The sequence below is a fragment of the Chryseobacillus diguaensis genome, assembly GCF_049220665.1.
GTDB lineage: Bacteria > Bacillota > Bacilli > Bacillales > Bacillaceae > Metabacillus_B.
Genome location: NZ_JBMKNV010000023.1, coordinates 1 through 24051 on the forward strand (window position 1 = coordinate 1; position 24051 = coordinate 24051).

The following is a 24051-nucleotide window of genomic DNA, read 5'->3' on the forward strand; positions in this document are numbered from 1 at the left end:
GCAATCTCTTCTATATTTGTCTGGTAATGATGGCGAAGAGGCCACACCCGTTCCCATACCGAACACGGAAGTTAAGCTCTTCAGCGCCGATGGTAGTTGGGGGTTTCCCCCTGTGAGAGTAGGACATCGCCGGACAAATATTTTTAATATTTATGAACATGGATAAATTATTGCTTAATATTATCGCGGGGTGGAGCAGTCTGGTAGCTCGTCGGGCTCATAACCCGAAGGTCGCAGGTTCAAATCCTGTCCCCGCAACCAAATGGTCCCGTGGTGTAGCGGTTAACATGCCTGCCTGTCACGCAGGAGATCGCCGGTTCGATCCCGGTCGGGACCGCCATTCTATTAGAATCCAAACGAAACGTGAGTTTCGTTTTTTTATGTTATCAGAATATATATCATTTCTTAACTTAGTTTGCGTGTTGAATCTAGCTCTAGGCGCCATCGGCTCAGACGTCAAGCCAATTTGTCTAGAAGGTTAAAGAACAGCCTTCAAGCCAAGCTTCACTTGTGCTTGTCGTCTAAGACTGCCGCCTTCCGCTTTTTTTATGGTTTTTAAAAGATAGCTGACGAATATTTGGTTACACTAATAAGAGAATATTCAAAGGCTGCATTATACATATTCTTAAAGGAACGCTTTAAAGAGCAAAGCTTCCTGAGAGATTTTAAATTGAAATCGATAAAACCGAATCTTTCATCGCATGCTTTACGCTCTCTTGTATAGTATGATAAGTATATAGTTTTGAACGGTAATTAAAGTGCAGGTGATAGAATGAATTCATTTGTTTTTGAGAGCAGCCATCCTGAAGATACGGGGGAACTGGCTTCAAGACTTGCTGGTTTGCTTTTTCCTGGAGCGGTTCTAACTCTTGAGGGAGACCTTGGAGCAGGAAAAACTACCTTTACTAAAGGACTGGCAAAAGGACTGGGAATTAAACGCAATGTGAACAGCCCTACTTTTACGATCATAAAAGAATATAGCGGAGGCAAGCTTCCTCTCTATCATATGGACGTGTACCGTCTAGGTGATCAAGAAGAAGATCTTGGATTTGAAGAGTATTTTGAAGGAGAGGGCATTACTGTCGTTGAATGGGCTCACCTAATAAAAGACCAGCTTCCTGAAGAACGCTTGGATATTGAAATTGTTCACATTGAAAATGACAGACGCCAAATTACCTTTTCTGCTAAAGGTGAATCCTACTTGAAACTTTGCAAGGAGCTTTTTAAAAATGAAAGCAATAGCGCTTGATACATCAAATTATACCCTTGGCATTGCTGTATTGAATAATGGCAATGTAGTGGGAGAAATGATCACGAATCTCAAAAAAGATCATTCTGTCAGGGCGATGCCTGCTATTGAGGGACTGCTTAAGGAATGCGGCATCACCCCTTCTGAATTGGAAAAAGTCATTGTTGCAAACGGCCCTGGTTCCTACACAGGGGTAAGGATTGGGGTAACTATTGCCAAAACCCTGGCATGGTCTTTAAATATACCGGCTGCAGCCGTATCAAGTTTAGAAGTTTTGGCTGCAAATGGACGTTTCTTTAATGGTTTTATTTGTCCTTTATTTGATGCAAGGCGTGGCCAGGTATATACTGGTTTATACCGGTACCAAAATAGGGAAATAGAATGTACATCAGCAGATCAAAACATATTATTAATAGACTGGATTAAGCAGCTGAAAAAGCTTGAAGAACCTATTCTCTTTCTTGGAAGCGACCTCTCGATTCACCAGAAAATGATAGAGGAAGAGATGGGCAGCCAGGCATTTTTCGGTGAGATGACTCAGCATAATCCCCGGCCTTCGGAGCTTGCTTTAATCGGATTAAAAAAAGAAACTGTGAATGTGCATGCACTTGTCCCTAATTATATAAGGCTTGCAGAAGCAGAAGCAAAATGGCTTGAGGAGCAAAAGTAAGTTGGTGTGGATTGTGGAAAAAGACGTAACGATTCGATTAATGACAATAGAAGATATTGATGCCGTTCATTTTGTGGAGCTGCAATCATTTAACGTGCCATGGACGAAGGAGTCTTTTTATAATGAAGTGGTGCATAATATGTTTGCAACCTATCTTGTAGCTGAAATTGATGGACAAATCGTTGGCTATTGCGGTTTATGGGTCATTATTGATGAAGCACAAATAACCAATATCGCTGTCCTGCCTGCATATAGAGGCAACAAGATTGGTGAACACCTTTTGAGACGGGCAAGATCAATAGCGAAAAAGCGCGGTGCCCTGAAACTTTCCTTAGAGGTACGTGTGTCTAATCACGTGGCTCAAGGGCTTTATAAGAAGCTGGGATTTGAATCAGGAGGAATTCGTAAAAACTACTATACAGATAATCTGGAAGATGCATTAGTAATGTGGGTGGGTATTTCATGAAACAGGATCAATATATTTTAGCAATTGAAACAAGCTGTGACGAAACAGCAGCAGCTATTGTTAAGAATGGCCATGAGATTGTTGCAAATGTCGTTTCCTCACAAATTGAGAGCCATAAACGATTTGGCGGAGTTGTTCCTGAGATCGCTTCTAGACATCACGTTGAACAAATGACTCTTGTGCTGCAAGAAACGATGGAACAGTCCGGTTTGACTTTTGATCAGCTTAGCGGTATTGCCGTAACAGAAGGGCCAGGGCTTGTAGGGGCATTGCTGATTGGCGTTAATGCAGCAAAAGCTCTTGCCTTTTCAAAGGGCCTTCCACTTATTGGCGTCCACCATATTGCAGGGCACATCTATGCCAATCAGCTCGTTGCTGAGATGAAATTCCCTCTTATCGCCCTTGTTGTATCAGGAGGCCATACAGAGCTTGTTTATATGAAGGAACATGGATCTTTTGAAGTCATTGGTGAGACGCTGGATGATGCAGCTGGAGAAGCTTATGATAAAGTAGCCAGAACCTTAAAGCTGCCTTATCCAGGAGGACCTCACATTGACCGGCTCGCAAAAGAGGGCGAACCTGTTATCAAACTTCCAAGAGCCTGGCTTGAAGAAGGCTCTTATGATTTTAGCTTCAGCGGGTTAAAATCAGCAGTTATTAATACACTCCATAATGCAGAGCAAAAAGGTGTTCATATTGAACCGAAGGATTTAGCAGCAAGCTTTCAGGAAAGTGTAATTGAAGTTCTCGTTACAAAAACACTGAAGGCTGCTGAACAATATAAGGTGAAGCAGGTTCTTCTGGCTGGGGGCGTAGCAGCTAACAGCGGACTGCGGAATGCCCTGAAAGAGGCTTTTGGCCATAAGGAATCCATTGAACTCGTCATTCCTCCATTATCTTTATGTACGGATAATGCTGCAATGATTGCGGCAGCAGGAAGTGTCGTCTTTGAAAAAGGGATTCGCAGTAAAATGGATATGAATGCAAATCCAGGTCTTGAATTAACTTCATACTAGGTTTTTTTTAGGCCTAAAAACAAAAACACCTTCACTAACGTGAGGGTGTTATTTTTTTCTCTTCAAATTCACATGGATCAGACTGATCTGTGTATAATTTTGTTTCTCGTATTATTTATCCACAGGGTTATGCACAATTGTCCACATGCGGAAATAATCCAATCATATCAACGCCTTTCTGCTTCATATTCTATAAACAAATAGTCAGTTGATTGTGGATAATGTGTATAAGTATCTTGATAACTTGAAATTGCTAGAAAAAAGGTGTGGATAAAAAAACCGCGGGCTTAATCAGCCAGCGGTTCATTTTCAAGAAGCATTTCCCATTCTTCCATGAGAACTTCTAAATTATTCCTGCTTTCGTCCGTACTAGCACTGATTTCCTGAACCATTTTATGATTTTGATAGATTTCGGGATCAGCAAGTTTTTCATCATTTTCCTCAATATGCTGTTCGAGTTCTGCAATTTCTTTTTCTATTTCCTGAATTCGGCGCTGACGCTGCCTTTCGAGCTTTTTCAATTCCTTATCCTGCTGATAGGAGAGTTTTTTATCATCTTCTTCAGGCTTCGGTGTCTTTTTCTCTTCTTTGTTTTCTATTTGTTCCAATTCTAACTGTTCTTGTTTTTTTGATACATAGTAATCATAGTCACCGAGGTATTCAGTAATGGCCTCTTTTGAGAGCTCAAGAACTTTTGTAGCCAGCCTGTTAATAAAATAGCGGTCATGGGAAACAAACAGGATCGTACCAGGATAATCGATAAGGGCATTCTCCAATACTTCCTTGCTGTCCAAATCGAGATGGTTTGTCGGTTCATCCAATATTAAAAAATTGGCCTTTTCCATCATGAGCTTAGCTAAAGCAAGGCGTGCCTTCTCTCCGCCGCTTAAGGTAGAAACAGTTTTAAGCACATCATCCCCAGAAAACAGGAAGTTCCCAAGGACAGTGCGAATTTCCTTTTCTGGTTTCAAAGGATAGTCATCCCACAGTTCATTCAAGACACGCTTATTTGAAGTGAGTTCAGCCTGCTCCTGATCATAGTAGCCGATCTTCACATTTGATCCCATACGAATATCACCTGAGAGAGCTTTAAGCTTTCCAATAAGCGTTTTAAGCAAAGTCGATTTCCCCATTCCATTAGGACCGACTAATGCAATGCTATCTTTTCTTGATATGTTAAAAGAAACATTCGAGATGGTAGGTGTCTTTAAATCGTAGGAAACGGCCAGGCTGCTTACCTTCAGGACGTCGTTCCCTGTTTGTTTTTCAATATCAAAATGGAAGTTAGCTGATTTTTCATCACCGCTCGGCCTGTCCATTAAATCCATTCGTGCAAGCTGCTTGCGTCTGCTTTGCGCCCTTTTCGTAGTAGACGCCCTGGCAAGATTTTTTTGAACAAAATCCTTTAGTTTGGCCACTTCATCTTGCTGCTTCTCAAATAATTTCAGTTCACGTTCATATTGCTCTGCTTTTATTTGCAGATAGCGGCTGTAGTTGCCGATGTATTTAGAAGACTGATGGCGTGAAATTTCATAAACCTGAGTAACGACTTTATCCAGAAAATATCTGTCATGCGAAACAATTAAAACGGCACCCTGATAGCCCTGCAGATACTGTTCAAGCCAAGTAAGAGTTTCAATATCAAGATGGTTTGTCGGCTCATCCAGAATTAAAAGTTCAGGCTTTGTCAAAAGGAGTTTTCCAAGCGCAAGACGGGTTTTCTGGCCGCCGCTTAATGTGGAAATAAGTGTGCTTTGGTCAAACTGAGCAAACCCGAGACCATGGAGAACGGAACGGATATCTGCTTCATACTGGTAACCGCCTTTTTCATTAAAGCTAACCTGAAGGGCATCATATTCATTCATTAACTTTTCAAATGCACCTGCAGTAGGGTCAACATGAGACATTTCTGCTTCCAAAGAACGCATTTTTTTCTCCATTTGTCTGAGATCCTCAAACACAGTCAGCATTTCATCCCAAATGGTAAGGCTTGATTCAAGTCCTGTATTTTGGGCAAGGTATCCGATAGAAAGGCCTTTCGGCATGAAAATTTCGCCTGATTCATACGAAAGCTGCCCTGAAATAATTTTCAATAAAGTCGATTTACCAGCGCCGTTTCGGCCAACAAGAGCAATACGGTCTCTTGATTGAATTTCAAGTTTAATGTTCGATAAAATAAGATCAGCACCAAACGATTTTGTGAGCTGATGAACTTGTAAAATAATCATTTGTTTCACCTCTATTATGCTAGCTTAAGTGTAGCCTATGAAATCAATGAGGGCAACACTTTGCATTGCTTGCTAAGAGTAATGTCATAAAAAGACAACAAGGAAAAAATAGTGTATAGTTTGGTAAAGGAGAGGTTTCCGTAATGACGCGTTTAACTCATTTTAATGAACAGGGCAGAGCGAAAATGGTAGATATTACTTCTAAGGATTCAACAGTACGCACAGCTGCTGCTAAATCAAAAGTCAGCATGAACAGGGAAACCTTCGAAAAAATCAAAAACCAGGAGATTGGAAAAGGTGATGTGCTCGCAGTTGCACAAGTAGCAGGAATAATGGCTGCCAAGCAGACCTCCAATATTATACCCATGTGTCATCCAATCCCCATTCACGGTATTGATATAGCATTCGAATGGGAAGAAAAAGAAGATGAATTCTTTTTAAATATAGTAGCAGAAGCACGGACAAAAGGCGGTACAGGTATTGAAATGGAAGCGCTAACTTCCGTGTCAGTCTGCGCTTTGACTGTTTATGATATGTGCAAAGCCATTGATAAAGGAATGGTTATAGGCCCCACTTACCTTCAAAAGAAAACAGGGGGCAAAAGCGGCGACTACAGCCGTAATGAAGGCATCGAAGATCGTGAGGGATAAGACGTGAATTTAGATCAATCAAAAATACCCCAGGCGACAGCAAAACGCCTGCCGCTATACTACCGTTTCCTGCAGAACCTCCATGCTTCAGGGAAACAGCGGGTTTCCTCAGCGGAATTGAGTGATGCAGTAAAAGTAGATTCAGCTACGATACGGCGTGATTTCTCCTATTTTGGAGCACTAGGAAAAAAAGGGTATGGCTACAATGTTTCCTATTTGCTTTCCTTCTTTCGAAAAACCCTTGATCAGGATGAAGTAACCAAGGTTATTTTAATAGGGGTCGGAAACTTAGGAACCGCGTTTTTACATTACAATTTTTCTAAAAACAATAATACTCAAATTACCATTGCCTTTGATGTGGATGAAAGCAAAATAGGAACCGAGGTAGGGGGAGTGCCGGTTTATCATCTGGATACCCTTGAAGAAAATATGCCTGGGGATACGCCAGTTGCCATTCTAACCGTACCTGCACCGGCAGCACAATCTATCACAGACCGGCTTATTAAAAAAGGGATTAAAGGCATTCTTAATTTTACACCTGCAAGACTGAATGTGCCTGACAGTATCCGGATTCATCATATAGATCTTGCGGTAGAGCTTCAGTCTCTTGTGTATTTTCTAAAGCATTACCAGGGAGAATCTTAAGAAAAGAGGCGGCTTTCGATGAAAACAGCAGCAAAAACGGCTCTCGTTTTAGCAGGTGTGCAAATCGGGATGACATTAATACCAAAGAAAGCGCAAGCACCTAAAAGAACAAGGCTCTTTTCTTAAACTTTGTTTCTTCTCACTCTAAATTTCAGCTGAAGGACCCTTAATTTGGCAGGATCTTTAAGAAAAGATGCCCCGAAGTAAGTTAAAATGCGTGATAAAAGCATTTACGAACAGCATCACTATCTGCGAGAACAGACAAGAACAAAGTAAAGCTGTTACATTAGAAGATGGGATGGAGTTATGATGAAAAAACAGGAGATGTCGGTTTATGATCATTTAGCTGAGGTCAGAGTAAGGCTTTTTATTGTCCTTTTCTTTTTTGCAGCTGCCATGGTAGCAGGTTTTTTCCTCGCCAGGCCGGCAATTGTTTACCTGCAGCATACCAATGAGGCAAAGCTCTTTTCTCTCAATGCCTTTAAATTGACGGATCCGATGCTTGTCTTCATGCAATTCACCTTCATCATCGCCATCATTCTCACATCTCCTGTCATTTTATATCAGCTTTGGGCCTTCATCAGCCCGGGTCTATATGAAAAGGAGAGAAGGGTCACGCTCAGCTATATCCCTCTTTCCATAGGATTGTTTTTGATCGGCATATCCTTTGGTTACTTTGTTTTGTTCCCGATAGTTGTAAACTTTATGACCCAGATTTCAAGAGAGCTCGGCATTGTTCAAGTAATCGGGGTTCACGAATATTTTACGTTTCTCCTGGAACTCATACTTCCGTTCGGCATCGTGTTTCAAATGCCTGTTGCTGTTATGTTTCTGACAAGACTTGGGATTGTCACACCGATGCTTCTATCTAAAACGAGAAGGTATGCCTATTTGCTTCTTTTAATTGTAGCTGCCATCATTACCCCGCCTGAAGTAATTTCTCAAGTACTCGTTGCTGTTCCGCTGGTGCTGCTATATGAAATAAGCATCCTTATATCAAGAGCTTCTTATCGAAAAGCACAAAAGGTCATTTTTGAGGAGCAAAATAAAAGCCTCTCCGAATAGGAAAGGCTACTTTATCTTTATTTCTTATTTTTCATTTTTTTTATTTTATTGCTGAAAGCAAACATCCGAATGGAAGCACCAAAGTCAAATGTTGCTATCAGAATGAGGACAATTGTGGGAAAAGTCCACAAACCGCCTCCTGAAGAATTAACAGCCAGGTACGTAAACAAAGCACCCATTGCAAGGTAGAAAAATCCCATTATGTTTGGGCTGGTTCTCATTCTTAAAGGCCTCCAATAATCAATTGCATTTGATGATTTAATTGTTCGATCTGGTCCTTGAGCCCGAAATTAACCAATATGACCAGAGTGTTCATAGACATGTGTGCAATCATAGGTACAATGATTCTTTTTGTCCGGACATAGAGAAAGGCAAAGGTAAAACCCATTGCACTGTATAATAGTACATGTACAGGCTCAAAGTGAACGAGAGCAAAGATCAGCGAACTGATCAGAGCAGCAATGAAAAAATTATTCGTCCTTTTATAAAGGGATCCGAAAATAATTTTGCGGAAAACAATTTCCTCTAGAATCGGCCCGACAATAGCTACTACGATCACAAGAAGGGGGGTATAGGAAATAAATTCAACAATCGTTTTCGTATTTTCAGATCCAGGCTTAATATGAAGCACATATGTTTCAATCATGCCTGCGATCGATTGTGCAAACAATGCCAGGAAAATACCGCAAACAGCCCAGAATGCCGATAGGGAAGGTGATGCAGGCTTGCCCCTCAGCTCAGCTTCTCCTTTATCAGCCCTGATTAATAGAATCGTTATGATAAGAGCAGCGAGAAAGCTAAAAACAGCCCAGTAGCCTGAAGCGATCTGTCCTGCTGCATGTCTTGGCTGTCCTCCGCCTACTCCTATTGACAGAAGCAAAAAAGGGCCAACCAGACCTGACAGCTGCATTAGGACATAAGTTAATAAGATCAGCCAATATTGTTTCTTCATATTATGTATCTCCTTTTTCCGCTGCCATATGGAAAATTGATAAAAACTATTGATAATTGTAACATATCCTGCCCTATTTTCCCCAACTGTACGCATTTTCAGAACATCCAGCCGAAGGGTTATTTTTTGCTTATTGCTTCATAATTCAGTAAAGTTAAGTTGTTCGGAAAAAAATTGGTTTTTTACTTGAAATTGAAGATGAGATTTAATAATATAATAAGTGTGTTAGCACTCGATGCCATTGAGTGCTAATAAAAATCATTTACATATGAACTTTGAGGAGGGTGTTTCAATTGTTAAAGCCATTAGGTGATCGTGTAGTAATTGAATTGGTTGAATCAGAAGAAAAAACTGCTAGCGGAATCGTATTGCCTGATTCTGCGAAAGAAAAGCCTCAAGAAGGTAAAGTAGTAGCTGCTGGTACAGGCCGTGTACTGGATAGCGGAGAAAAAGTTGCCCTTGAAGTAGCTGCAGGCGATCGCATCATCTTCTCAAAATATGCTGGCACTGAAGTGAAATATGAAGGCACAGAATATTTAATCCTGCGTGAAAGCGACATTTTAGCTATTATCGGTTAAATAGCTGAAACCATCAGATAAAAAAACAATAAACATTCCGGGAGGTACTTATTCATGGCTAAAGAAATCAAGTTTAGCGAAGAAGCACGCCGTTCCATGCTTCGCGGTGTAGATGCACTGGCAAACGCGGTTAAAGTAACACTTGGACCAAAAGGACGCAACGTCGTTCTTGAGAAAAAATTCGGATCTCCGCTTATCACAAATGACGGTGTAACCATCGCAAAAGAAATTGAGCTTGAAGATGCATTTGAAAACATGGGTGCAAAATTGGTTGCTGAAGTGGCAAGCAAAACAAATGATGTAGCCGGTGACGGTACAACGACTGCGACAGTTCTTGCTCAGGCAATGATCCGCGAAGGTCTGAAAAACGTAACGGCTGGCGCTAACCCAATGGGCGTACGCAAAGGAATTGAAAAAGCTGTTGCAGTTGCAATCGAAGAGCTTAAAGCGATTTCAAAACCAATCGAAAGCAAAGATTCTATCGCTCAAGTAGCAGCTATTTCTTCTTCAGACGATGAAGTCGGCCAATTGATCGCTGAAGCAATGGAGCGCGTTGGAAATGACGGCGTTATCACAATTGAAGAATCCAAAGGTTTCACTACTGAACTTGAAGTAGTAGAAGGTATGCAATTCGACCGCGGATATGCATCTCCTTACATGGTAACTGATTCAGATAAAATGGAAGCTGTTCTTGAAAATCCATACATTCTGATCACTGACAAAAAAATCACAAACATCCAGGAAATCCTTCCTGTACTTGAGCAAGTTGTTCAACAAGGCAAGCCACTATTGCTTGTTGCAGAAGATGTTGAAGGTGAAGCTCTTGCTACACTAGTCGTGAACAAACTTCGCGGAACATTCAATGCTGTAGCGGTTAAAGCTCCAGGATTCGGTGACCGACGCAAAGCAATGCTTGAAGATATTGCTATCCTTTCCGGCGGTGAAGTAATTACTGAGGATCTTGGCCTTGACCTTAAATCTGCAAACATCACTCAGCTTGGACGCGCTTCTAAAGTTGTTGTAACAAAAGAAAATACAACAATCGTTGAAGGTGCTGGCGAGTCTGACAAAATTGCAGGCCGCGTAAACCAAATCCGTGCGCAGCTGGAAGAAACAACTTCTGAATTCGATAAAGAAAAACTTCAAGAGCGTCTTGCTAAACTTGCAGGAGGAGTTGCTGTTATCAAAGTTGGAGCTGCAACTGAAACTGAATTGAAAGAGCGCAAACTTCGTATTGAAGATGCTCTTAACTCAACTCGTGCTGCAGTTGAAGAAGGTATCGTATCCGGTGGTGGTACAGCTCTTGTCAATGTATACAACAAAGTAGCTGCACTAGAAGCTGAAGGCGATGCTGCAACAGGTATCAACATCGTACTTCGCGCTCTAGAAGAGCCAGTTCGCCAAATTGCACACAATGCTGGTCTTGAAGGATCTGTTATTGTAGAGCGTCTGAAAAATGAAGAAATCGGTGTTGGTTTCAACGCTGCAACTGGACAATGGGTAAACATGGTAGAGGCTGGAATCGTTGACCCTACTAAAGTAACTCGTTCAGCTCTTCAAAACGCTGCATCTGTAGCAGCTATGTTGCTAACAACTGAAGCAGTAGTTGCCGATAAGCCTGAAGAAAACGGCGGCGGCATGCCTGACATGAGCGGTATGGGCGGCATGGGTGGAATGGGCGGCATGATGTAAAAAGGGGTTTAAAACCTTGTTATATCAATGTCTAAAATGATAATAGGCTTTTCTTGTCCTCGGATTTGTCCTCGTTTCTCAGAAACACAGGATCCATGACTATGAAAAGCTAACTATTGGAGAAGGTCTTTCATCAGTTTGCTAAACTGAAGGGAGGCCTTTTCTTCCATGTTGGCGGTCATATGAGCGTATATATTCATTGTAGTATTAATATCTGAGTGTCCCAATCTCTGCTGGATTTCTTTATAGGCTCTATATGATTTATAGCGGTTATTTTATTCCCGAGGTAGATTCATGATATTACTGAAAGGGAAGTTGCATCCTCATTTTTTTGTTCGATTATATTGGAAAATTATGAATTATGAAATAAAATAAGTAGAAACATAACTTACCCCTTAAATGTTAGGATAAGTCTTTTTTACATATAGGTACAAAGGGGAGGATGGAAAAATGGCTAATGAATTATACAGCACTGATGTCCTGGTCATTGGTTCGGGTGCAGCCGGAATGATGGCGGCAAAGGCGGCCGCAGATAAAGGGTCAAATGTAATAATTTCAGATAAAAGCCTTGTAGGAAGAGGTGGAGCAACAATTCTTGCCCAAATGACGGTTGCTGTTGCTTTAGGTGAAGCAGAGGGAGACAATCCGGATATCCATTTCAAGGATACAATGGAAGGAGCAAGGGGGCTTGCCGATCCTGGAATTGTCCGCACAATTGTAGATAGGGCGCCAGAGGTAATCCTGGAGGTTGAAGGGTATGGAGTAAACTGGGCAAGGACCAATGACGGAAAGCGGTCTCAAGTTGTGTCTCCTGGCCACTCACGTCAAAGATGCGTATATGTCGACATTTTGAATACTGGGGGAGCCACTTCACAGGGATTGAGAAAATCGATTTGGAAGGATAGCAAAATCACCCGGTTTAAAAATGTCATGATCACCCGCCTTGTCAAGGAGAATGGAAAGATTGTCGGGGCGGTTGGATTTTCAATGGAAAAAATGGTTCCGTTCGGTATCAGTGCTTCCCAGGTTATTTTAGCCACCGGCGGGTTGACCGAGGCATTTGAAAGGAACAGCGCATCTACCAATATGACAGGTGACGGATTCTGCATTGCTGCAGACGCTGGGGCAGAGTTATATGACATGGAAATGGTGCAGTTTTTCCCGATAGCCCATCTATACCCTCCACTTGTTGGAATTGACCCGATAATGTGGGATCCCTTTCGCTATAAGCTCGGCGGTCGCTTGTTGAACGGAGAGCACGAGGAATTTATGGACCGCTATGCTGGGGAGCAAGCAGGAAAGTATACCGCTACACGCGATATGACAAGCTACGCCATTTTTAAGGAAGTGGAGGCAGGAAGAGGAACGCCTCACAGAGGAGCCTATCTTGATTTCCGGATGGTGCCATCAGAAAAATTGAAAGAAGGCTTCGGTCCTGTTATAGATATTTTGAAATCCCAGGGGGTGGACCTCACAAAGGATTTAGTGGAGGTAGCCCCGATGGCCCACTTCATGCTTGGCGGGGTCAAGGTTGATAAAGATATGAATACAACGGTTCCAAGCCTGCTTGCCTGCGGAGAGCTGATCCTCGGGATGCACGGCGCAAACCGGCTTTCAGGTAATGCCATTACTGAGGCACTAGTAACGGGCAGGATTGCAGGCGAAACAGCAGCAGCTTATCAGAATCATGTTTTTAATCCAGTAGTCGAAGAAGAACTTACAAATGAGTGGGAGAAACTGCAGGATTTCTGGCACCCTAGGAATACAAACCAGGATGAAGGATCGATGTTATCGATTAGACGGAACATTCAGAAGGCATTATGGAAGGGAGCAGGTCCGCTTAGAACCAAAGAGTCGCTTGAGAATGCCTTAAAGGATGTACGGTCCCTGCGTGATGTGTGTAGAAAGACGGCATTGGCAAAACAAGATAGCTTTGCTTTGTCTTTGGTGGAAAAGCTTGAAGCCTATCATATGACACTTGTTGGGGAAGCTATCATTCTTGGAGCATTAGAAAGACGTGAATCAAGAGGGGCGCATGTCCGGCTTGATTTTCCGGAACAGCAAACAGAAACCTTTCATTCAAAATTTACTTTGACAGAAGCCGAAAAATGGGAGATGGAACAGCTTCCAGTTAGCAAGGAGGAATCACAGTGAGTACAATCAAGTTAAGTATTGTCAGAGGCGATGCCAAACAAGGAAGCGAACTGGTAGAATATGAAGTCCCATTCACGGAAGGCTCCAGTCTTCTAGACAGCATTTTTTGGATTCGCGAGCACGTTGACCCTTCGCTTTCAGTAAGATATTCTTGCAAATCGGCAAATGCCTGCAAGGAATGTATGGCCCTGGTGGACGGTAAGGCTGGCTATTTGTGCAGCATCCGGGCTAAACAAAATACCAATGTGACGGTCATGCCTCTAAAAGGAAAGCCATGGCTGAAGGATTTAACTGTTGAAATGGATTAGCAAAAGGTACGCTCCTTATAGGGGAGTTTGTGGAAGAAGGATGTGTGGAATCGGCTGTCCTCTTTAAAGCGGGTTAAAAATACGACCGGGAATTAGATAAAAAGGGGCTGCGAAACCACGTCATTTCATTTCTAAAAAGTAATAATATTCAGTATAAGAGTAGGAAACTAAAAATGTTTAGTAATGGTAATTTAATAGTCTGTAAGTGTTAACTCCAAAATAAAAACTCGTCAAAAATAGACGAGTTTTTTCAATAATTAAAGGACGCTGAATTGTTCGTTTTTCAAATCAGTCACAAACATATGTCCCGGCGCGTGAGTAATCATGATTTCTGGCTTAACATTCATGGCAACAGCCTGAGGGGTTACGCCACACGCCCAAAAAACGGGAATTTCACCGCTTTTAATAGTGACGCTATCGCCAAAATCAGGACGATTGATATCTTCAATCCCAATTGCCGCGGGATTCCCAATATGTAGGGGTGCGCCATGGACGGAAGGGAACCGGCTTGTCACCTGGACGGCACGAATGGCGTCTTTTTCCGTCATTGGGCGCATACTCACAACGGTTGGGCCTTCGAATCTGCCTGCTTTTACCGTAGGAATATTTGTTTTGTACATTGGGACATTTCGCTCTTCTTCGATGTGCCTGATTGGGATACCGTTTTTCAATAGAGCTTCCTCGAAAGTAAAACTGCAGCCGATGAGGAATCCAACCATGGATTCGTCCCAAAGCTCTGAGACGTCTGTTAACTCCTGGGTAAAAACTCCGTTGCGGTAGACCCTGTATTTAGGAATGTCGGTTCTTAAGTCTGAATCAGGGGCGCACAAGGCCGGCACACTGGCACCTGGCGTGGTCACATCAATAATTGGGCATGGTTTAGGATTTCGCTGACAGAATAAGAGAAACTCAAACGCCAAATCCTTCGGGATAACAGCGAGGTTCGTCTGGATATAGCCATTGGCCAAACCGGAAGTAGGTTTTAACCACAGGTTTTGGCGGATCATTACACGTACTTCGTTCGGTGTCATTGCTTCAGCTCTGATCATAAATTTGTCACTCCGTTTCTAATTTACTTAAATAGCTGTGGAATACCGTTGATTAATGTGTATCCTCCCATATAGGCCATGGCAATAACGATAATGACCCCGAAGATTGTCATCCAGAGAGGGTGCTTATAGTCGCCTACAATTTTTGTTCTGTAGGCAGCAAACAACATTACTCCGAGGGCAATCGGCAGGATCAGTCCATTTATAGATCCAACCAATATAAGGATTTTTACCGGCTTTCCGATCAAAACGAACACTAAAGTAGAAATGGCTATGAATGCAACAATTGTCCATTTATTATATTTATCGACTGTCTTACTTAGAGTCTTTATAAACGAAACAGAGGTGTAGGCAGCACCGACAACGGAGGTAACAGCGGCAGCCCACATGACGACACCGAAGATTTTGTAGCCGACATTGCCTGCAGCAAGTTTAAAGACGGAAGCAGGTGGGTTGGCTGGATCGATTGCTAATCCTTGCGCAACAATGCCTAGGGCGGAAAGGAACAGGAAAATCCTCATGATGGAGGCGATTCCGATGGCGCTGACAGCACTTTTTGTTACTTCAGGTAGTGATTCTTTTCCTTTTATGCCAGCATCCAATAAGCGATGGCCGCCGGCGAACGTGATATACCCTCCAACTGTTCCACCGACAAGTGTAACGATTGCTAGGAAATCAATTTTATCAGGAAGAAAGGTTTTTACAACTGCTTCCCCAAGAGGCGGGTGGGCAGTAAACATAACATAAACTGTCAGGGCAATCATTACGAATCCCATGACCTGTGCGAAACGGTCCATCGCTTTGCCGGCTTCACGGACAAGGAAGATTCCGATGGCGACGATGCCGCTTAACAAAGCGCCCATTTCAGCAGACCACCCAAATAATACATTGACACCCAATCCGGCACCTGCAATATTACCGATGTTAAAGGCCAGGCCCCCGGCAACAATGAGAACTGCAAGGAAATACCCCAACCCAGGCAGGACATCATTTGCAATATCCTGGGCGCGTTTCCCTGAAACAGCGATAATCCTCCAGATATTCATCTGAGCCCCAATATCAATGATAATAGATATTAGGATAATGAAACCAAAGCTTGCCATTAGGGACTGCGTAAATATTGTGGTCTGAGTCAGAAACCCTGGGCCAATTGCTGAGGTAGCCATTAGGAAGGCGGCTCCCAGTAGTACACTTGCTGTTGATTTTTTCTCCATATTAAACCCCCTGAAATTTTGGCAGGGCCTGGCCCATAAAGGACATTATCCTGCTAATTTTATTTTATAAAGCTACCTATTTGGGCAACTGTGATACCGGATTCCTTTAAAGCACTCGTGATGTATTTAGCGAAATTCAATGCGCTTTCGCCATCACCATGGATGCAGACTGTGTCCGCTTGTATCGAGATATTTGTTCCTTGAAGGGAAGTGACTTTGCCTTCCTTTACCATCCGGATGACCTGATTCACGGCTACTTCATGTTCTTTGATGAGCGCATTTGTTTCACGCCTCGAGGTTAAAGAACCATCCTCCTGGTAGGTACGGTCGGAGAAGACCTCACTTGCAGTACGGAGGCCGAGTTTTTTGCCCGCTTTCACCAGTTCACTGCCCGCCAGGCCGAAAAAGACTAGCTCAGGGTCAACTTTATACACTGCTTCAGCAATCGCTTCAGCTAGCTGGGCATTTTTTGCAGCCATGTTGAATAGGGCCCCGTGGGGCTTAACATGTTGAATTTTCCCGCCTTCCGCTTTAACAAATGCATATAGGGCGCCAATTTGATATAAGACAATGTCGAAGGCTTCTTGAGGGGAAAGATTAATCTCTCTTCTACCGAAGCCAATCAAATCCTGAAGCCCTGGATGGACGCCAATCCCTACATTTTTCTCTATAGCCAATATCACTGTTTTCCTCATTGTTGCCGGGTCACCGGCGTGAAACCCGCATGCAATATTGGCGGATGTCACATAATCGAGGATTTCAGCATCCCTACCCAGTGTGTACGCCCCAAAGCTTTCTCCCATGTCGCAGTTGATGTCTACAAATGTCATTTGAATGATCCTCCTATCTGAATTTCAATAAAATCCCGTTCTTAAGCTGTTTTATTTTTTTCTCTCTCTCTAGAAAGAGTTGCTGGGCTGTTTCATGAGTTACTTCACTAAAGCTAATATGGTCTCCCGGCTTGGCCTGAGCAATAATCGGTAAATCTACCGATGATATTTGGCCAATTTTAGGATAGCCGCCGGTTGTTTGCCTATCAGCCAGGAGGACAATTGGATTGCCCTCTGACGGAACTTGAATCGAACCAAAGCTTACCGCTTCGGAAATAAGTTCTCCAGGATTCTCCAGTTGTAAAAAAGAACCCTTTAAACGGTATCCCATCCGGTCCGATTGGGGGGTCACTTCAAACGTTTGGCTAAAAAATTTTTCTTTGCTTTCCTGTGAAAATAAAGGATATTGTTTCCCCTTCATTACCCGGATGGATGGATCCTTCTGGTGAAGAGGGATTAAATCGGAGGCAACGGACCAATCCATTTCGATGAAAGGCTTGTCTCCGGCTTGAAGTGCCATGTATTCAAATAGGACCCTTGAAAGCTCACCTGGCAAGTTAAATGGCAGTGAGTCCCCTGCCTTAAAGGCACGCCCCTCGAATCCGCCAATTCCCGCTCTTAAATATGTTGATTTGCTGTCCATTACCTTGGGAACCACAAATCCTCCTGCCACAGCCAGATAGGCCCTGCTCCCTGTTATTGCAGGCCCAAAGGAAAGCTTGCTACCTTTTTTTACAAAAATGGTCCGCCAAATCCTTACTGAATCGCCATTAATAGAAGGAGACAAGTCGCCGCCACAAATGGAAATGAGGCTATCTTGATCAAAGTGAATAACCGGTCCCAATAATGTAATCTCCAAAGTAGGCTCGTTCTCTTCGTTGCCAACCAATATATTAGAAATGCGATGGGACAGTTGGTCCATCACACCACTTGCGATGACCCCGTATTTTTGATAACCGTATCTTCCCAAGTCTTGGACACTTGTAAGGAGCCCCGGCTTAACTACCGTTAACATTATTTATCTCCTCCCAGTTCCAAGTATTCTTTATAGCTGATTGGTTTAAATTTAATTTTGTCTCCAGCCCTGAGGAGGGTTGGGGGTTCCTCATCAGGAAGGAAAAGTTCGACAGGTGTTCTGCCGATCAATTGCCAGCCGCCAGGTGTCTCGATTGGATACACCCCGGTTTGTTGGCCCGCGATGCCGACCGTTTTTGGAGGGATTTTTAATCGAGCGGTTTCTCTTCTAGGGGTTGCAATTTTTTCTGACATTCCACCGATATACGGAAATCCTGGTGCAAAACCAATCATATAGACAATATAATTGCCGCTTGAATGGATATGGATCACTTCCTCAGGGGTCAAGCCATTATGTTCAGCAACGAATTGTAAATCCGGACCAAGATTCCCTCCGTAACAAACTGGAATTTCAACAAGTCGTTGATTGTCCTCGTTAACGGCATGAATTCTGGCCAATAAGGATTTTAATTTTGAACAGACAATATCGTATGGAAGTGCATGTATCTTGCTGGCTTGATTCATCACCTTTACTGGATCATAAAACAAAGTAACAGTAGTGAACGCTGGTATGTATTCGACCATCCAGTCCTCTAAATTTTTATCAAAAAAAGAGGTAATCAATTTAAGATTTTGCTGAGTCTCTAAATTTATATCTTCACCAAGTTCTATTATGACCGCATGGTCTCCTAATGGGTGTAAGCTGTAATTCAATTTTTTCACTTCCTGTTGCTTTTCAAAAATTATTTTCTTAATTATACTTTAATATTTTGAATTATGAAATAAATTCTAAAAATAGAAAGAGGATGAGTAGAAAAATGATTATATGGAGCAAAAAGTTTCTAATTTAATTATTAATCAAGTAATGAGTTTCCATATTGGAAAAGTTCGGAAGAAATTATTAATTTTACTGGGGTTTTAAACTCTCCATTTTTGAATTCCACGCTTCTTGTAAGGTTCTAATTCCTCTTTATATTACAATTCACAAAGATGATAGGCATCGATTGCATCTGTTTTTATCTTTTGTAGACTTGAAATCTTGGCTTGGCTCTATGTGAGATAAGAGGGTTGACAATTATACAAACATATTTTTCTTTTTCTAAGAACTGAAAAACAGGAAAATGGTAGTGCCCAGTTGATTCTAAAACAACCGAAGGTTGATGTCCGCCAGCTGCTCTTTCAACTTCCTGAAGGAATTTCAATAAATCCCCCAAACCTTCAAGAGTGTGAACAATACTAAAGCTCTTACGATATGGTTTACCTTTATCTAAAAATGCTTGGACCTCACTTTCACCCTTTGAAAACATCCAGACCGATGACTGGATCATCTTAAAATCTCCTCTAGAAATCCCTAAAGCTCCTTGTAATGTCATAGGTTCGCTTGTTAAACGGGATTTTGTCCCAACCAGCCTGAAACATGATTATACAAGTAGGGGGTGGACAGTTTACTTGACGGGTTCAAGACCCACTGGTGCTACGTCCTCCCCCGACTACCGATATAATAAAACCATATAAAAAAAGGTCAACCAGAAAAATCTGGCTAACCTTATATTACGAACGTGGTGCTTTAATCCAACAACATAAATCCTGAAAATGAAGATTTGGATTGGTTACTTAGGCGAGATGTGACCGCATCTCGTTATTAATATTATACCTCAAGTTTGAAGAAATTTCCAAGTTGATATTTACCCACCAACATCCCATGTGTTGCCAAATATACTCTGCACATGTGGATTGTGTAACTGCGGTTTAAAAGCGATTTCAAACAGAATTTGCATCGCTTCTGTTATAAGAGACATGTCTTAGATACACGCAACGAGCCTTTTCCTCCATCAAAGTCAGTCCATATAAGGGCAAGTAATTCCCCAATACGTAATCCAGTATAGGAAAGCGTGGTGAATATTAAAGAATCCATTTCTAAGCCGTCTGAATCAGTAAAATGTAAGAATCGGGCTAACTCCTCTTTTTCTAAAAATTTAATCTCCCCATCTTGATTTTCATTATCTTCTACTTTGCTTGATATTTTGGCAATTGAATGTTTTCCGTGACAAAGATTTTAATTTAGACGCACTATAGGGTTGAATGTTGATGATTTATAAGAAGAGGGGTGAATTAATCATGAGTAGATATCGCAACATTCTCACCTTTTATCAGGGCCCCCATTTAAGTTATTTAACTTTAACTTCAAGAAGGACGAATTATCACAAGAATTAAAAAGACTATGTAACTCCATTGGATGAAGCAAAAATACCCCGCATTTTTAAAAATGGGGGGTTGGTCTTTTTTAAAGGATTAAGAATATCAACTAAGTAGTTCAGTTTTGGAGTAGAAAATTATAAAAAGACATCAAATTCTTAATTTGTATTTTTCCCTCCGCCGTTCAATCCTTCTTTAATCAGCTCGTCGACTTTATTGCTATAAAGCAATCCAAAGTGGTCTACACCGCTGATTTGAACGTTTTTCGCTCCCTGAAGGGGTGAAAGCTCATTGCTCACTGTATAGTCGTTAATGCTGTAAATCGAAGTATAAAGTATTTTATGGTTAGGATCAGTACCCACTGGAGCTTTCGAAGTTACCATTTTGTTAGGAGAGCCAAACGTGACCACATCGTTCACCTTACTTCCGCCACCATTGAGAATATAAGTCAGGGCATTCGGGCCTCCCATGCTGTGTCCAACAATATCAACCTTGCTCTTACCTGTTTTCTTTAACACTTCCTCTACATAAGAAGCTAGCTGTTTGGAATTATTTTGATTATTACCAGTTTTATCCTTCATTTCAATAGCATACAGTTCATCATCGGACCAGCCTTGTTTTTTCAGGTAACTTTCAATGTAGTTAAAGCTTTGGGCGATACCGCCTGCACCGTGAATGAAGATAACTGGATCATGGCCATTTGTCTGTGCTGGCTGAATATTGGCTTGATTTCCCGATTCCCCATTTTGTGCTTCAGCAATTTGAGACCCTTCTTCATTCATTTTTTCTAAGCCATACTCACTGGATCTTGCTTTGTCACTCTGATTAGCCATACATCCTGACAATAAGAAAATTACTAAGCAAGGCATCATAAAAACTCTAATCCATTTCATTGGTATCACTTCCTTTTCATTGGTATCTTTCCTGAAGATTCATTCTCTAGAATAACCAATCAAGGATAAGAGATGTAGGTAAATTATCCAAATTTTGCAGCTCTCCCACGCCTTGCTATTTCTTTGTTGGTTGGACTTGACTTTTCCGATGCGATGTTTAATAAAATATTCACACGTAAAATGAGCTCAGTTTCTGGAGCCCATCCTGAACGATTAAATATTTATAATCCGTTCAGGATAGGTATAAACATTTAGTGAATTACTACGGATAAACCCAATGGTTGTGATTCCTAATTGATCGGCCAGCTGCAGCGCAAGCTCAGTTGGAGCAGACTTTGACAGTATTATTCCACATCCAATTTTCGCTGCTTTTAATAGAATCTCGGAAGATATACGGCCACTAAAAACAATAATTTTATCAGCCATGCTAATGTTATTTTTCAAACAGTACCCATAAATTTTATCCAAAGCGTTATGTCTTCCAATATCCATTCGGCTTAAAAGGATTCCATCAACCTCACATAGCGCCGCATTATGAACGCCGCCTGTAAGCTGAAAAGTACTTGCAGCTTGCTGCATGTCACTCATTAATCGAAAACAATCTTCTATAGAGAGTTTTGTACTAATATTGTCCATCTTTTTAGCAGTCAGTGCATCATTTACAAAAACAAATCCCTGTCTGCTCATACCGCAGCATGAAGTAATATATCGTTTGCTTTGAAAGTTTTTATAATAAGGATTAATGTTTGCCGATATAACATGGGCAATGCCTTCTTTTTCCTGTATCCAAATTTCCTCAATATCTTTGTATTTTCGAATAATGCCCTCGGATGCTAAGAAACCTATCACCATATCTTCCATATACTCTGGGGTACAAACCATGGTAACGAATTCTTGTCCATTAATCTTCACCGTAACTGGAAATTCTGTTACAACGATGTCCTCTTTGCTTTCGGTTTTACCATTTTCAAAACGGAGAATCTTCCGCTCTACCTCTAACGGTTTCATGATCAGCCTTCTTATCTTATATTTTTGGCTAGGTTAAAGCATCCTGCTGATTTTTCGAATCAATGGACAAAGTTAACAGAGCCCTATTTTTTATTGAAGCATTCTAATATGTTAAGCTTTGGGGCTAAATGCAATACTGGAATATAATAAACCTTTCTCTTTAGGATAGACATTCCCTCAACTAATCATAAGCAGCAAGGCGCCTTCAATGAAAAATAATATAGAAATTACAGAATGACTCAATGATTATCCAGGAGCATAAATGAAAACTAGATGGATTTTTTAAAGAGCAAAAAGCTACCTTGAAAGATAGCATTTTTTGCAATAGTGGAAAGTCGCCTTTTAGAAATTCAGCCATCATGCCCATGGATGCCTGCGCTTCAGGAGACCGCATTATTTTCCCTAGTTTTAAGCTTTGTTTTTCCCCTTTTTTAAAGCTTTCGGTCATCGGTCAAAGGCAGGTACTGACCCCGTTTAGATTTCCTAAGGTGGTCTCCGGAAATGTTCCTGCAACTATAAGGTTGCACGTGGTAACAATATGTGCTACTCTGTGGTTGCACGTATCAAAGTCAAGGAGGAACAAAAATGGAAAACGACAGAATCGAGCGAAAGATTTTCATTGCCGCATCTCCCGAAACGGTATGGGCAGTGATTAGTCAACCGGCATGGTGGGTGGGTGATGCGCCAGGCCCCGACAAGGTGCAGGCCGATGGATCACATGTGATAGCGGAAACAAAGTACGGCAAATTCCTGGTATTAATTGAACAAGTTGATCCGCCGAACTACCTTGCCTGTCGATGGGCAAGTTCATTTCCCGGAGAAGAACCACGGGAGGGGAACTCTACGTTAGTTGAGTTTATGCTGACTGCAAAGGATGGGGGAACTTGGCTTAGTGTTGTTGAAAGCGGCTTTTCCAGCCTTGCCGTGCCGGAGGAAGAGCGGCACAAGTTCTTTAAAGGAAATGTCAAAGGATGGAATCAACAATTAGAAGCATTACGGAAGCGTGTTGAACAATGAAATGTTGTTCACTGATATGAACAATTTCGAAAATGTTTTGATTGCATTAGCAGACCCCACTCGCCGTCAGCTGCTTAACCTCATCGCTGCAAGGGGACAAGCTACAGCAACAACATTGGCTGCTATAGTCCCTGTATCCCGTCAGGCAGTTGTCAAACACCTGACCGTTCTCAATGGAGCTGGACTTGTTGTTAGCAGCCGGGTTGGACGGGAAGTGCGATATACAGTATGTCCACATCAACTATCTGCAACAGCAGAGTGGATGGCGAATCTGGCAGCTGATTGGGACAGACGATTGGAATGGGTTAAGCGCGTAGCAGAAACTAACAACAAATCCGATTTGACCTGACCAATCCCACTGTTATCACAATTTAAAACAACAAGTGTTCAGCATTCCGGTTCAAAGCCATAAAATTCACAGATGAGATGGGACATATCCTAATTTATAAGGGAATGATTTAGTATGAATACAAATATAACTACGAAAATAAAAATTGACAAACCAGCTCATGAGGTCTTTGAAGCATTTGTGGATCCTTCAAAAATAGGGAATTTTTGGTTCTCGTCAAGTTCTAAAAGATGGGAGCAAGGCAAGACGGTAACATTAAGGTATGATGAATACCATGCAAAAGGGGATATAAAAGTAATAGAAATCGAGGACAAAAAGAAAATTGTATTATCTTGGGGGAAAGATGGTCAAGAAACGGTTGTTACAATTGCACTAAAAGAAGCAAATACGAGTACAATTATTGAAGTAATTGAATCAGGCTTGAAAGAAAATGACCCTGAGATTGTGGCTAAAATGATTGGCCAAAAAGAAGGCTAGGTATATACGTTAACTTGTTTAAAAGGGTATATGGAAAATGGCGTTACAATTTGAGAGCATCTTTAATTCATTAATGAAATGGTGATAGAGATGGACAAGGCCCCAGTTTTCGCTCACAGTTATCAGCTAAATTAAGCTGGATTTACTAAAAAAAGCCACAAAGGAAAGAAAAGAGGGATACATATAATACATGTATAATATGTATTCAGACTGTCGACAAACTCCTCGATTTTGAGGAGGATGTTGGCAGTTTTTTTGTATAATGAAAGAAGTAACTAGTGAGGTGATTGAAATGCTGTCTAAAAATAATCAAATGAATCGTGATCAAATG

General features: G+C 41.7%; 23 protein-coding genes, 2 tRNA genes, 1 rRNA gene and 3 pseudogenes. 17 read left to right on the forward strand and 12 right to left on the reverse strand.

What is annotated here, in order from left to right:
* Nucleotides 1-19 precede the first annotated feature (19 nt).
* The 7 genes from rrf (at nt 20) to tsaD (ending at nt 3401) form a co-directional block, all read left to right on the forward strand.
* Nucleotides 20-135: ribosomal RNA gene (gene rrf / locus ACOT8F_RS20305) — 5S ribosomal RNA — on the forward strand.
* 49 nt (nt 136-184) lie between these two features.
* Nucleotides 185-261: transfer RNA gene (locus ACOT8F_RS20310), tRNA-Met, on the forward strand.
* Between the two features lie 3 nt (nt 262-264).
* Nucleotides 265-340 (forward strand) — tRNA-Asp (locus ACOT8F_RS20315).
* 432 nt (nt 341-772) lie between these two features.
* The gene (gene tsaE / locus ACOT8F_RS20320) at nt 773-1249 is read left to right on the forward strand and encodes a tRNA (adenosine(37)-N6)-threonylcarbamoyltransferase complex ATPase subunit type 1 TsaE (RefSeq protein WP_421653739.1); all 477 of its coding nucleotides are present in this window, start codon (nt 773-775) and stop codon (nt 1247-1249) included.
* Nucleotides 1230-1919 (forward strand): tRNA (adenosine(37)-N6)-threonylcarbamoyltransferase complex dimerization subunit type 1 TsaB, encoded by a 690-nt coding sequence (tsaB, locus tag ACOT8F_RS20325; protein ID WP_421653740.1) that lies wholly within the window; start codon nt 1230-1232, stop codon nt 1917-1919. Before tsaE ends, tsaB begins: the two co-directional genes overlap by 20 nt.
* Before the next feature lie 13 nt (nt 1920-1932).
* Entirely contained in the window at nt 1933-2385 is a 453-nt protein-coding gene (rimI, locus tag ACOT8F_RS20330) for a ribosomal protein S18-alanine N-acetyltransferase (protein ID WP_421653760.1), read from the forward strand.
* A complete protein-coding gene (gene tsaD / locus ACOT8F_RS20335) occupies nt 2382-3401 on the forward strand; it encodes a tRNA (adenosine(37)-N6)-threonylcarbamoyltransferase complex transferase subunit TsaD (protein ID WP_421653741.1) in 1020 nt (339 codons plus the stop codon). The genes rimI and tsaD overlap by 4 nt, the downstream gene beginning before the upstream one ends.
* 287 nt (nt 3402-3688) lie before the next feature.
* Here tsaD and ACOT8F_RS20340 read toward each other — a convergent pair whose 3' ends face one another.
* A complete protein-coding gene (locus ACOT8F_RS20340; RefSeq protein ID WP_421653742.1) occupies nt 3689-5629 on the reverse strand; it encodes an ABC-F family ATP-binding cassette domain-containing protein in 1941 nt (646 codons plus the stop codon).
* A 143-nt stretch (nt 5630-5772) separates the two neighbouring features.
* On the opposite strand from ACOT8F_RS20340, the gene moaC reads away from it, so the two are divergent.
* The 3 genes from moaC to tatC all read left to right on the forward strand — a co-directional run bounded on the left by moaC (nt 5773) and on the right by tatC (nt 7989).
* Nucleotides 5773-6279: a cyclic pyranopterin monophosphate synthase MoaC gene (moaC, locus tag ACOT8F_RS20345; RefSeq protein WP_421653743.1), complete on the forward strand. Its 507-nt coding sequence runs from the start codon at nt 5773-5775 to the stop codon at nt 6277-6279.
* A gap of 3 nt (nt 6280-6282) precedes the next feature.
* The gene (locus ACOT8F_RS20350; RefSeq protein ID WP_421653744.1) at nt 6283-6924 is read left to right on the forward strand and encodes a redox-sensing transcriptional repressor Rex; all 642 of its coding nucleotides are present in this window, start codon (nt 6283-6285) and stop codon (nt 6922-6924) included.
* A 309-nt stretch (nt 6925-7233) separates the two neighbouring features.
* Nucleotides 7234-7989 carry a twin-arginine translocase subunit TatC gene (tatC, locus tag ACOT8F_RS20355; RefSeq protein ID WP_421653761.1) on the forward strand — a complete coding sequence of 252 codons (756 nt, stop codon included), beginning with the start codon at nt 7234-7236 and terminating at the stop codon, nt 7987-7989.
* A gap of 17 nt (nt 7990-8006) precedes the next feature.
* On the opposite strand, the gene ACOT8F_RS20360 is transcribed toward tatC, so the two are convergent.
* Together ACOT8F_RS20360 and ACOT8F_RS20365 are read right to left on the reverse strand one after the other, a co-directional pair.
* The gene (locus ACOT8F_RS20360; RefSeq protein ID WP_421653745.1) at nt 8007-8210 is read right to left on the reverse strand and encodes a YdiK family protein; all 204 of its coding nucleotides are present in this window, start codon (nt 8208-8210) and stop codon (nt 8007-8009) included.
* Between the two features lie 2 nt (nt 8211-8212).
* Complete coding sequence (locus ACOT8F_RS20365; protein WP_421653746.1) at nt 8213-8941, reverse strand: CPBP family intramembrane glutamic endopeptidase; 729 nt, start codon at nt 8939-8941, stop codon at nt 8213-8215.
* A 293-nt stretch (nt 8942-9234) separates the two neighbouring features.
* Here ACOT8F_RS20365 and groES point away from each other — a divergent pair, with 293 nt between their 5' ends.
* Together groES and groL are read left to right on the forward strand one after the other, a co-directional pair.
* A complete protein-coding gene (gene groES / locus ACOT8F_RS20370; RefSeq protein ID WP_421653747.1) occupies nt 9235-9519 on the forward strand; it encodes a co-chaperone GroES in 285 nt (94 codons plus the stop codon).
* A 54-nt stretch (nt 9520-9573) separates the two neighbouring features.
* Nucleotides 9574-11211 (forward strand): chaperonin GroEL, encoded by a 1638-nt coding sequence (gene groL, locus ACOT8F_RS20375; RefSeq protein ID WP_421653748.1) that lies wholly within the window; start codon nt 9574-9576, stop codon nt 11209-11211.
* Nucleotides 11212-11324: 113 nt separating this feature from the next.
* On the opposite strand, the pseudogene ACOT8F_RS20380 reads toward groL, so the two are convergent.
* A pseudogene (locus ACOT8F_RS20380) lies at nt 11325-11456 on the reverse strand (site-specific integrase); the annotation flags it as partial.
* 205 nt (nt 11457-11661) lie between these two features.
* Between ACOT8F_RS20380 and ACOT8F_RS20385 the strand changes: the two are divergent.
* Nucleotides 11662-13365 carry an FAD-binding protein gene (locus ACOT8F_RS20385; RefSeq protein ID WP_421653749.1) on the forward strand — a complete coding sequence of 568 codons (1704 nt, stop codon included), beginning with the start codon at nt 11662-11664 and terminating at the stop codon, nt 13363-13365.
* Entirely contained in the window at nt 13362-13673 is a 312-nt protein-coding gene (locus ACOT8F_RS20390; RefSeq protein ID WP_421653750.1) for a 2Fe-2S iron-sulfur cluster-binding protein, read from the forward strand. The genes ACOT8F_RS20385 and ACOT8F_RS20390 overlap by 4 nt, the downstream gene beginning before the upstream one ends.
* A 257-nt stretch (nt 13674-13930) precedes the next feature.
* Here ACOT8F_RS20390 and ACOT8F_RS20395 read toward each other — a convergent pair whose 3' ends face one another.
* The 8 genes and pseudogenes from ACOT8F_RS20395 to fdhD all read right to left on the reverse strand — a co-directional run bounded on the left by ACOT8F_RS20395 (nt 13931) and on the right by fdhD (nt 21877).
* Nucleotides 13931-14722, reverse strand: coding sequence for a putative hydro-lyase (locus ACOT8F_RS20395; RefSeq protein WP_421653751.1), 792 nt, complete (start codon nt 14720-14722; stop codon nt 13931-13933).
* A 23-nt stretch (nt 14723-14745) separates the two neighbouring features.
* Nucleotides 14746-15936 carry an NRAMP family divalent metal transporter gene (locus ACOT8F_RS20400; RefSeq protein WP_421653752.1) on the reverse strand — a complete coding sequence of 397 codons (1191 nt, stop codon included), beginning with the start codon at nt 15934-15936 and terminating at the stop codon, nt 14746-14748.
* A 59-nt stretch (nt 15937-15995) separates the two neighbouring features.
* Nucleotides 15996-16766 (reverse strand): LamB/YcsF family protein, encoded by a 771-nt coding sequence (locus tag ACOT8F_RS20405; protein WP_421653753.1) that lies wholly within the window; start codon nt 16764-16766, stop codon nt 15996-15998.
* Nucleotides 16767-16779: 13 nt separating this feature from the next.
* Nucleotides 16780-17781 carry a 5-oxoprolinase subunit C family protein gene (locus ACOT8F_RS20410; RefSeq protein ID WP_421653754.1) on the reverse strand — a complete coding sequence of 334 codons (1002 nt, stop codon included), beginning with the start codon at nt 17779-17781 and terminating at the stop codon, nt 16780-16782.
* Nucleotides 17781-18494: a 5-oxoprolinase subunit PxpB gene (gene pxpB, locus ACOT8F_RS20415; protein WP_421653755.1), complete on the reverse strand. Its 714-nt coding sequence runs from the start codon at nt 18492-18494 to the stop codon at nt 17781-17783. The genes ACOT8F_RS20410 and pxpB overlap by 1 nt, the downstream gene beginning before the upstream one ends.
* Nucleotides 18495-18758: 264 nt before the next feature.
* A pseudogene (locus tag ACOT8F_RS20420) lies at nt 18759-19097 on the reverse strand (IS110 family transposase); the annotation flags it as partial.
* Between the two features lie 1037 nt (nt 19098-20134).
* Nucleotides 20135-20809 (reverse strand): esterase/lipase family protein, encoded by a 675-nt coding sequence (locus ACOT8F_RS20425; protein ID WP_421653756.1) that lies wholly within the window; start codon nt 20807-20809, stop codon nt 20135-20137.
* A 273-nt stretch (nt 20810-21082) separates the two neighbouring features.
* Complete coding sequence (gene fdhD, locus ACOT8F_RS20430) at nt 21083-21877, reverse strand: formate dehydrogenase accessory sulfurtransferase FdhD (RefSeq protein WP_421653757.1); 795 nt, start codon at nt 21875-21877, stop codon at nt 21083-21085.
* Between the two features lie 585 nt (nt 21878-22462).
* On the opposite strand from fdhD, the gene ACOT8F_RS20435 reads away from it, so the two are divergent.
* The 3 genes and pseudogenes from ACOT8F_RS20435 (at nt 22463) to ACOT8F_RS20445 (ending at nt 23794) form a co-directional block, all read left to right on the forward strand.
* A complete protein-coding gene (locus tag ACOT8F_RS20435) occupies nt 22463-22894 on the forward strand; it encodes an SRPBCC domain-containing protein (RefSeq protein WP_421653758.1) in 432 nt (143 codons plus the stop codon).
* A complete protein-coding gene (locus ACOT8F_RS20440) occupies nt 22884-23243 on the forward strand; it encodes an ArsR/SmtB family transcription factor (protein ID WP_421653759.1) in 360 nt (119 codons plus the stop codon). Before ACOT8F_RS20435 ends, ACOT8F_RS20440 begins: the two co-directional genes overlap by 11 nt.
* Nucleotides 23244-23357: 114 nt before the next feature.
* Nucleotides 23358-23794, forward strand: a pseudogene (locus tag ACOT8F_RS20445) (SRPBCC family protein).
* Nucleotides 23795-24051 lie beyond the last annotated feature (257 nt).

Bases quoted from the DNA above. Each gene is read 5' to 3' on its own strand.
- tsaB (WP_421653740.1), top strand. From the start codon at position 1,230: ATGAAAGCAATAGCGCTTGATACATCAAATTATACCCTTGGCATTGCT.
- ACOT8F_RS20385 (WP_421653749.1), top strand. From the start codon at position 11,662: ATGGCTAATGAATTATACAGCACTGATGTCCTGGTCATTGGTTCGGGT.
- fdhD (WP_421653757.1), bottom strand. From the start codon at position 21,877: ATGAAACCGTTAGAGGTAGAGCGGAAGATTCTCCGTTTTGAAAATGGT.
- ACOT8F_RS20340 (WP_421653742.1), bottom strand. From the start codon at position 5,629: ATGATTATTTTACAAGTTCATCAGCTCACAAAATCGTTTGGTGCTGAT.
- tsaD (WP_421653741.1), top strand. From the start codon at position 2,382: ATGAAACAGGATCAATATATTTTAGCAATTGAAACAAGCTGTGACGAA.
- ACOT8F_RS20360 (WP_421653745.1), bottom strand. From the start codon at position 8,210: ATGAGAACCAGCCCAAACATAATGGGATTTTTCTACCTTGCAATGGGT.
- ACOT8F_RS20435 (WP_421653758.1), top strand. From the start codon at position 22,463: ATGGAAAACGACAGAATCGAGCGAAAGATTTTCATTGCCGCATCTCCC.
- ACOT8F_RS20410 (WP_421653754.1), bottom strand. From the start codon at position 17,781: ATGTTAACGGTAGTTAAGCCGGGGCTCCTTACAAGTGTCCAAGACTTG.
- ACOT8F_RS20400 (WP_421653752.1), bottom strand. From the start codon at position 15,936: ATGGAGAAAAAATCAACAGCAAGTGTACTACTGGGAGCCGCCTTCCTA.
- tatC (WP_421653761.1), top strand. From the start codon at position 7,234: ATGAAAAAACAGGAGATGTCGGTTTATGATCATTTAGCTGAGGTCAGA.
- ACOT8F_RS20365 (WP_421653746.1), bottom strand. From the start codon at position 8,941: ATGAAGAAACAATATTGGCTGATCTTATTAACTTATGTCCTAATGCAG.
- tsaE (WP_421653739.1), top strand. From the start codon at position 773: ATGAATTCATTTGTTTTTGAGAGCAGCCATCCTGAAGATACGGGGGAA.
- groL (WP_421653748.1), top strand. From the start codon at position 9,574: ATGGCTAAAGAAATCAAGTTTAGCGAAGAAGCACGCCGTTCCATGCTT.
- ACOT8F_RS20425 (WP_421653756.1), bottom strand. From the start codon at position 20,809: ATGGCTAATCAGAGTGACAAAGCAAGATCCAGTGAGTATGGCTTAGAA.
- ACOT8F_RS20405 (WP_421653753.1), bottom strand. From the start codon at position 16,766: ATGACATTTGTAGACATCAACTGCGACATGGGAGAAAGCTTTGGGGCG.
- ACOT8F_RS20395 (WP_421653751.1), bottom strand. From the start codon at position 14,722: ATGATCAGAGCTGAAGCAATGACACCGAACGAAGTACGTGTAATGATC.
- moaC (WP_421653743.1), top strand. From the start codon at position 5,773: ATGACGCGTTTAACTCATTTTAATGAACAGGGCAGAGCGAAAATGGTA.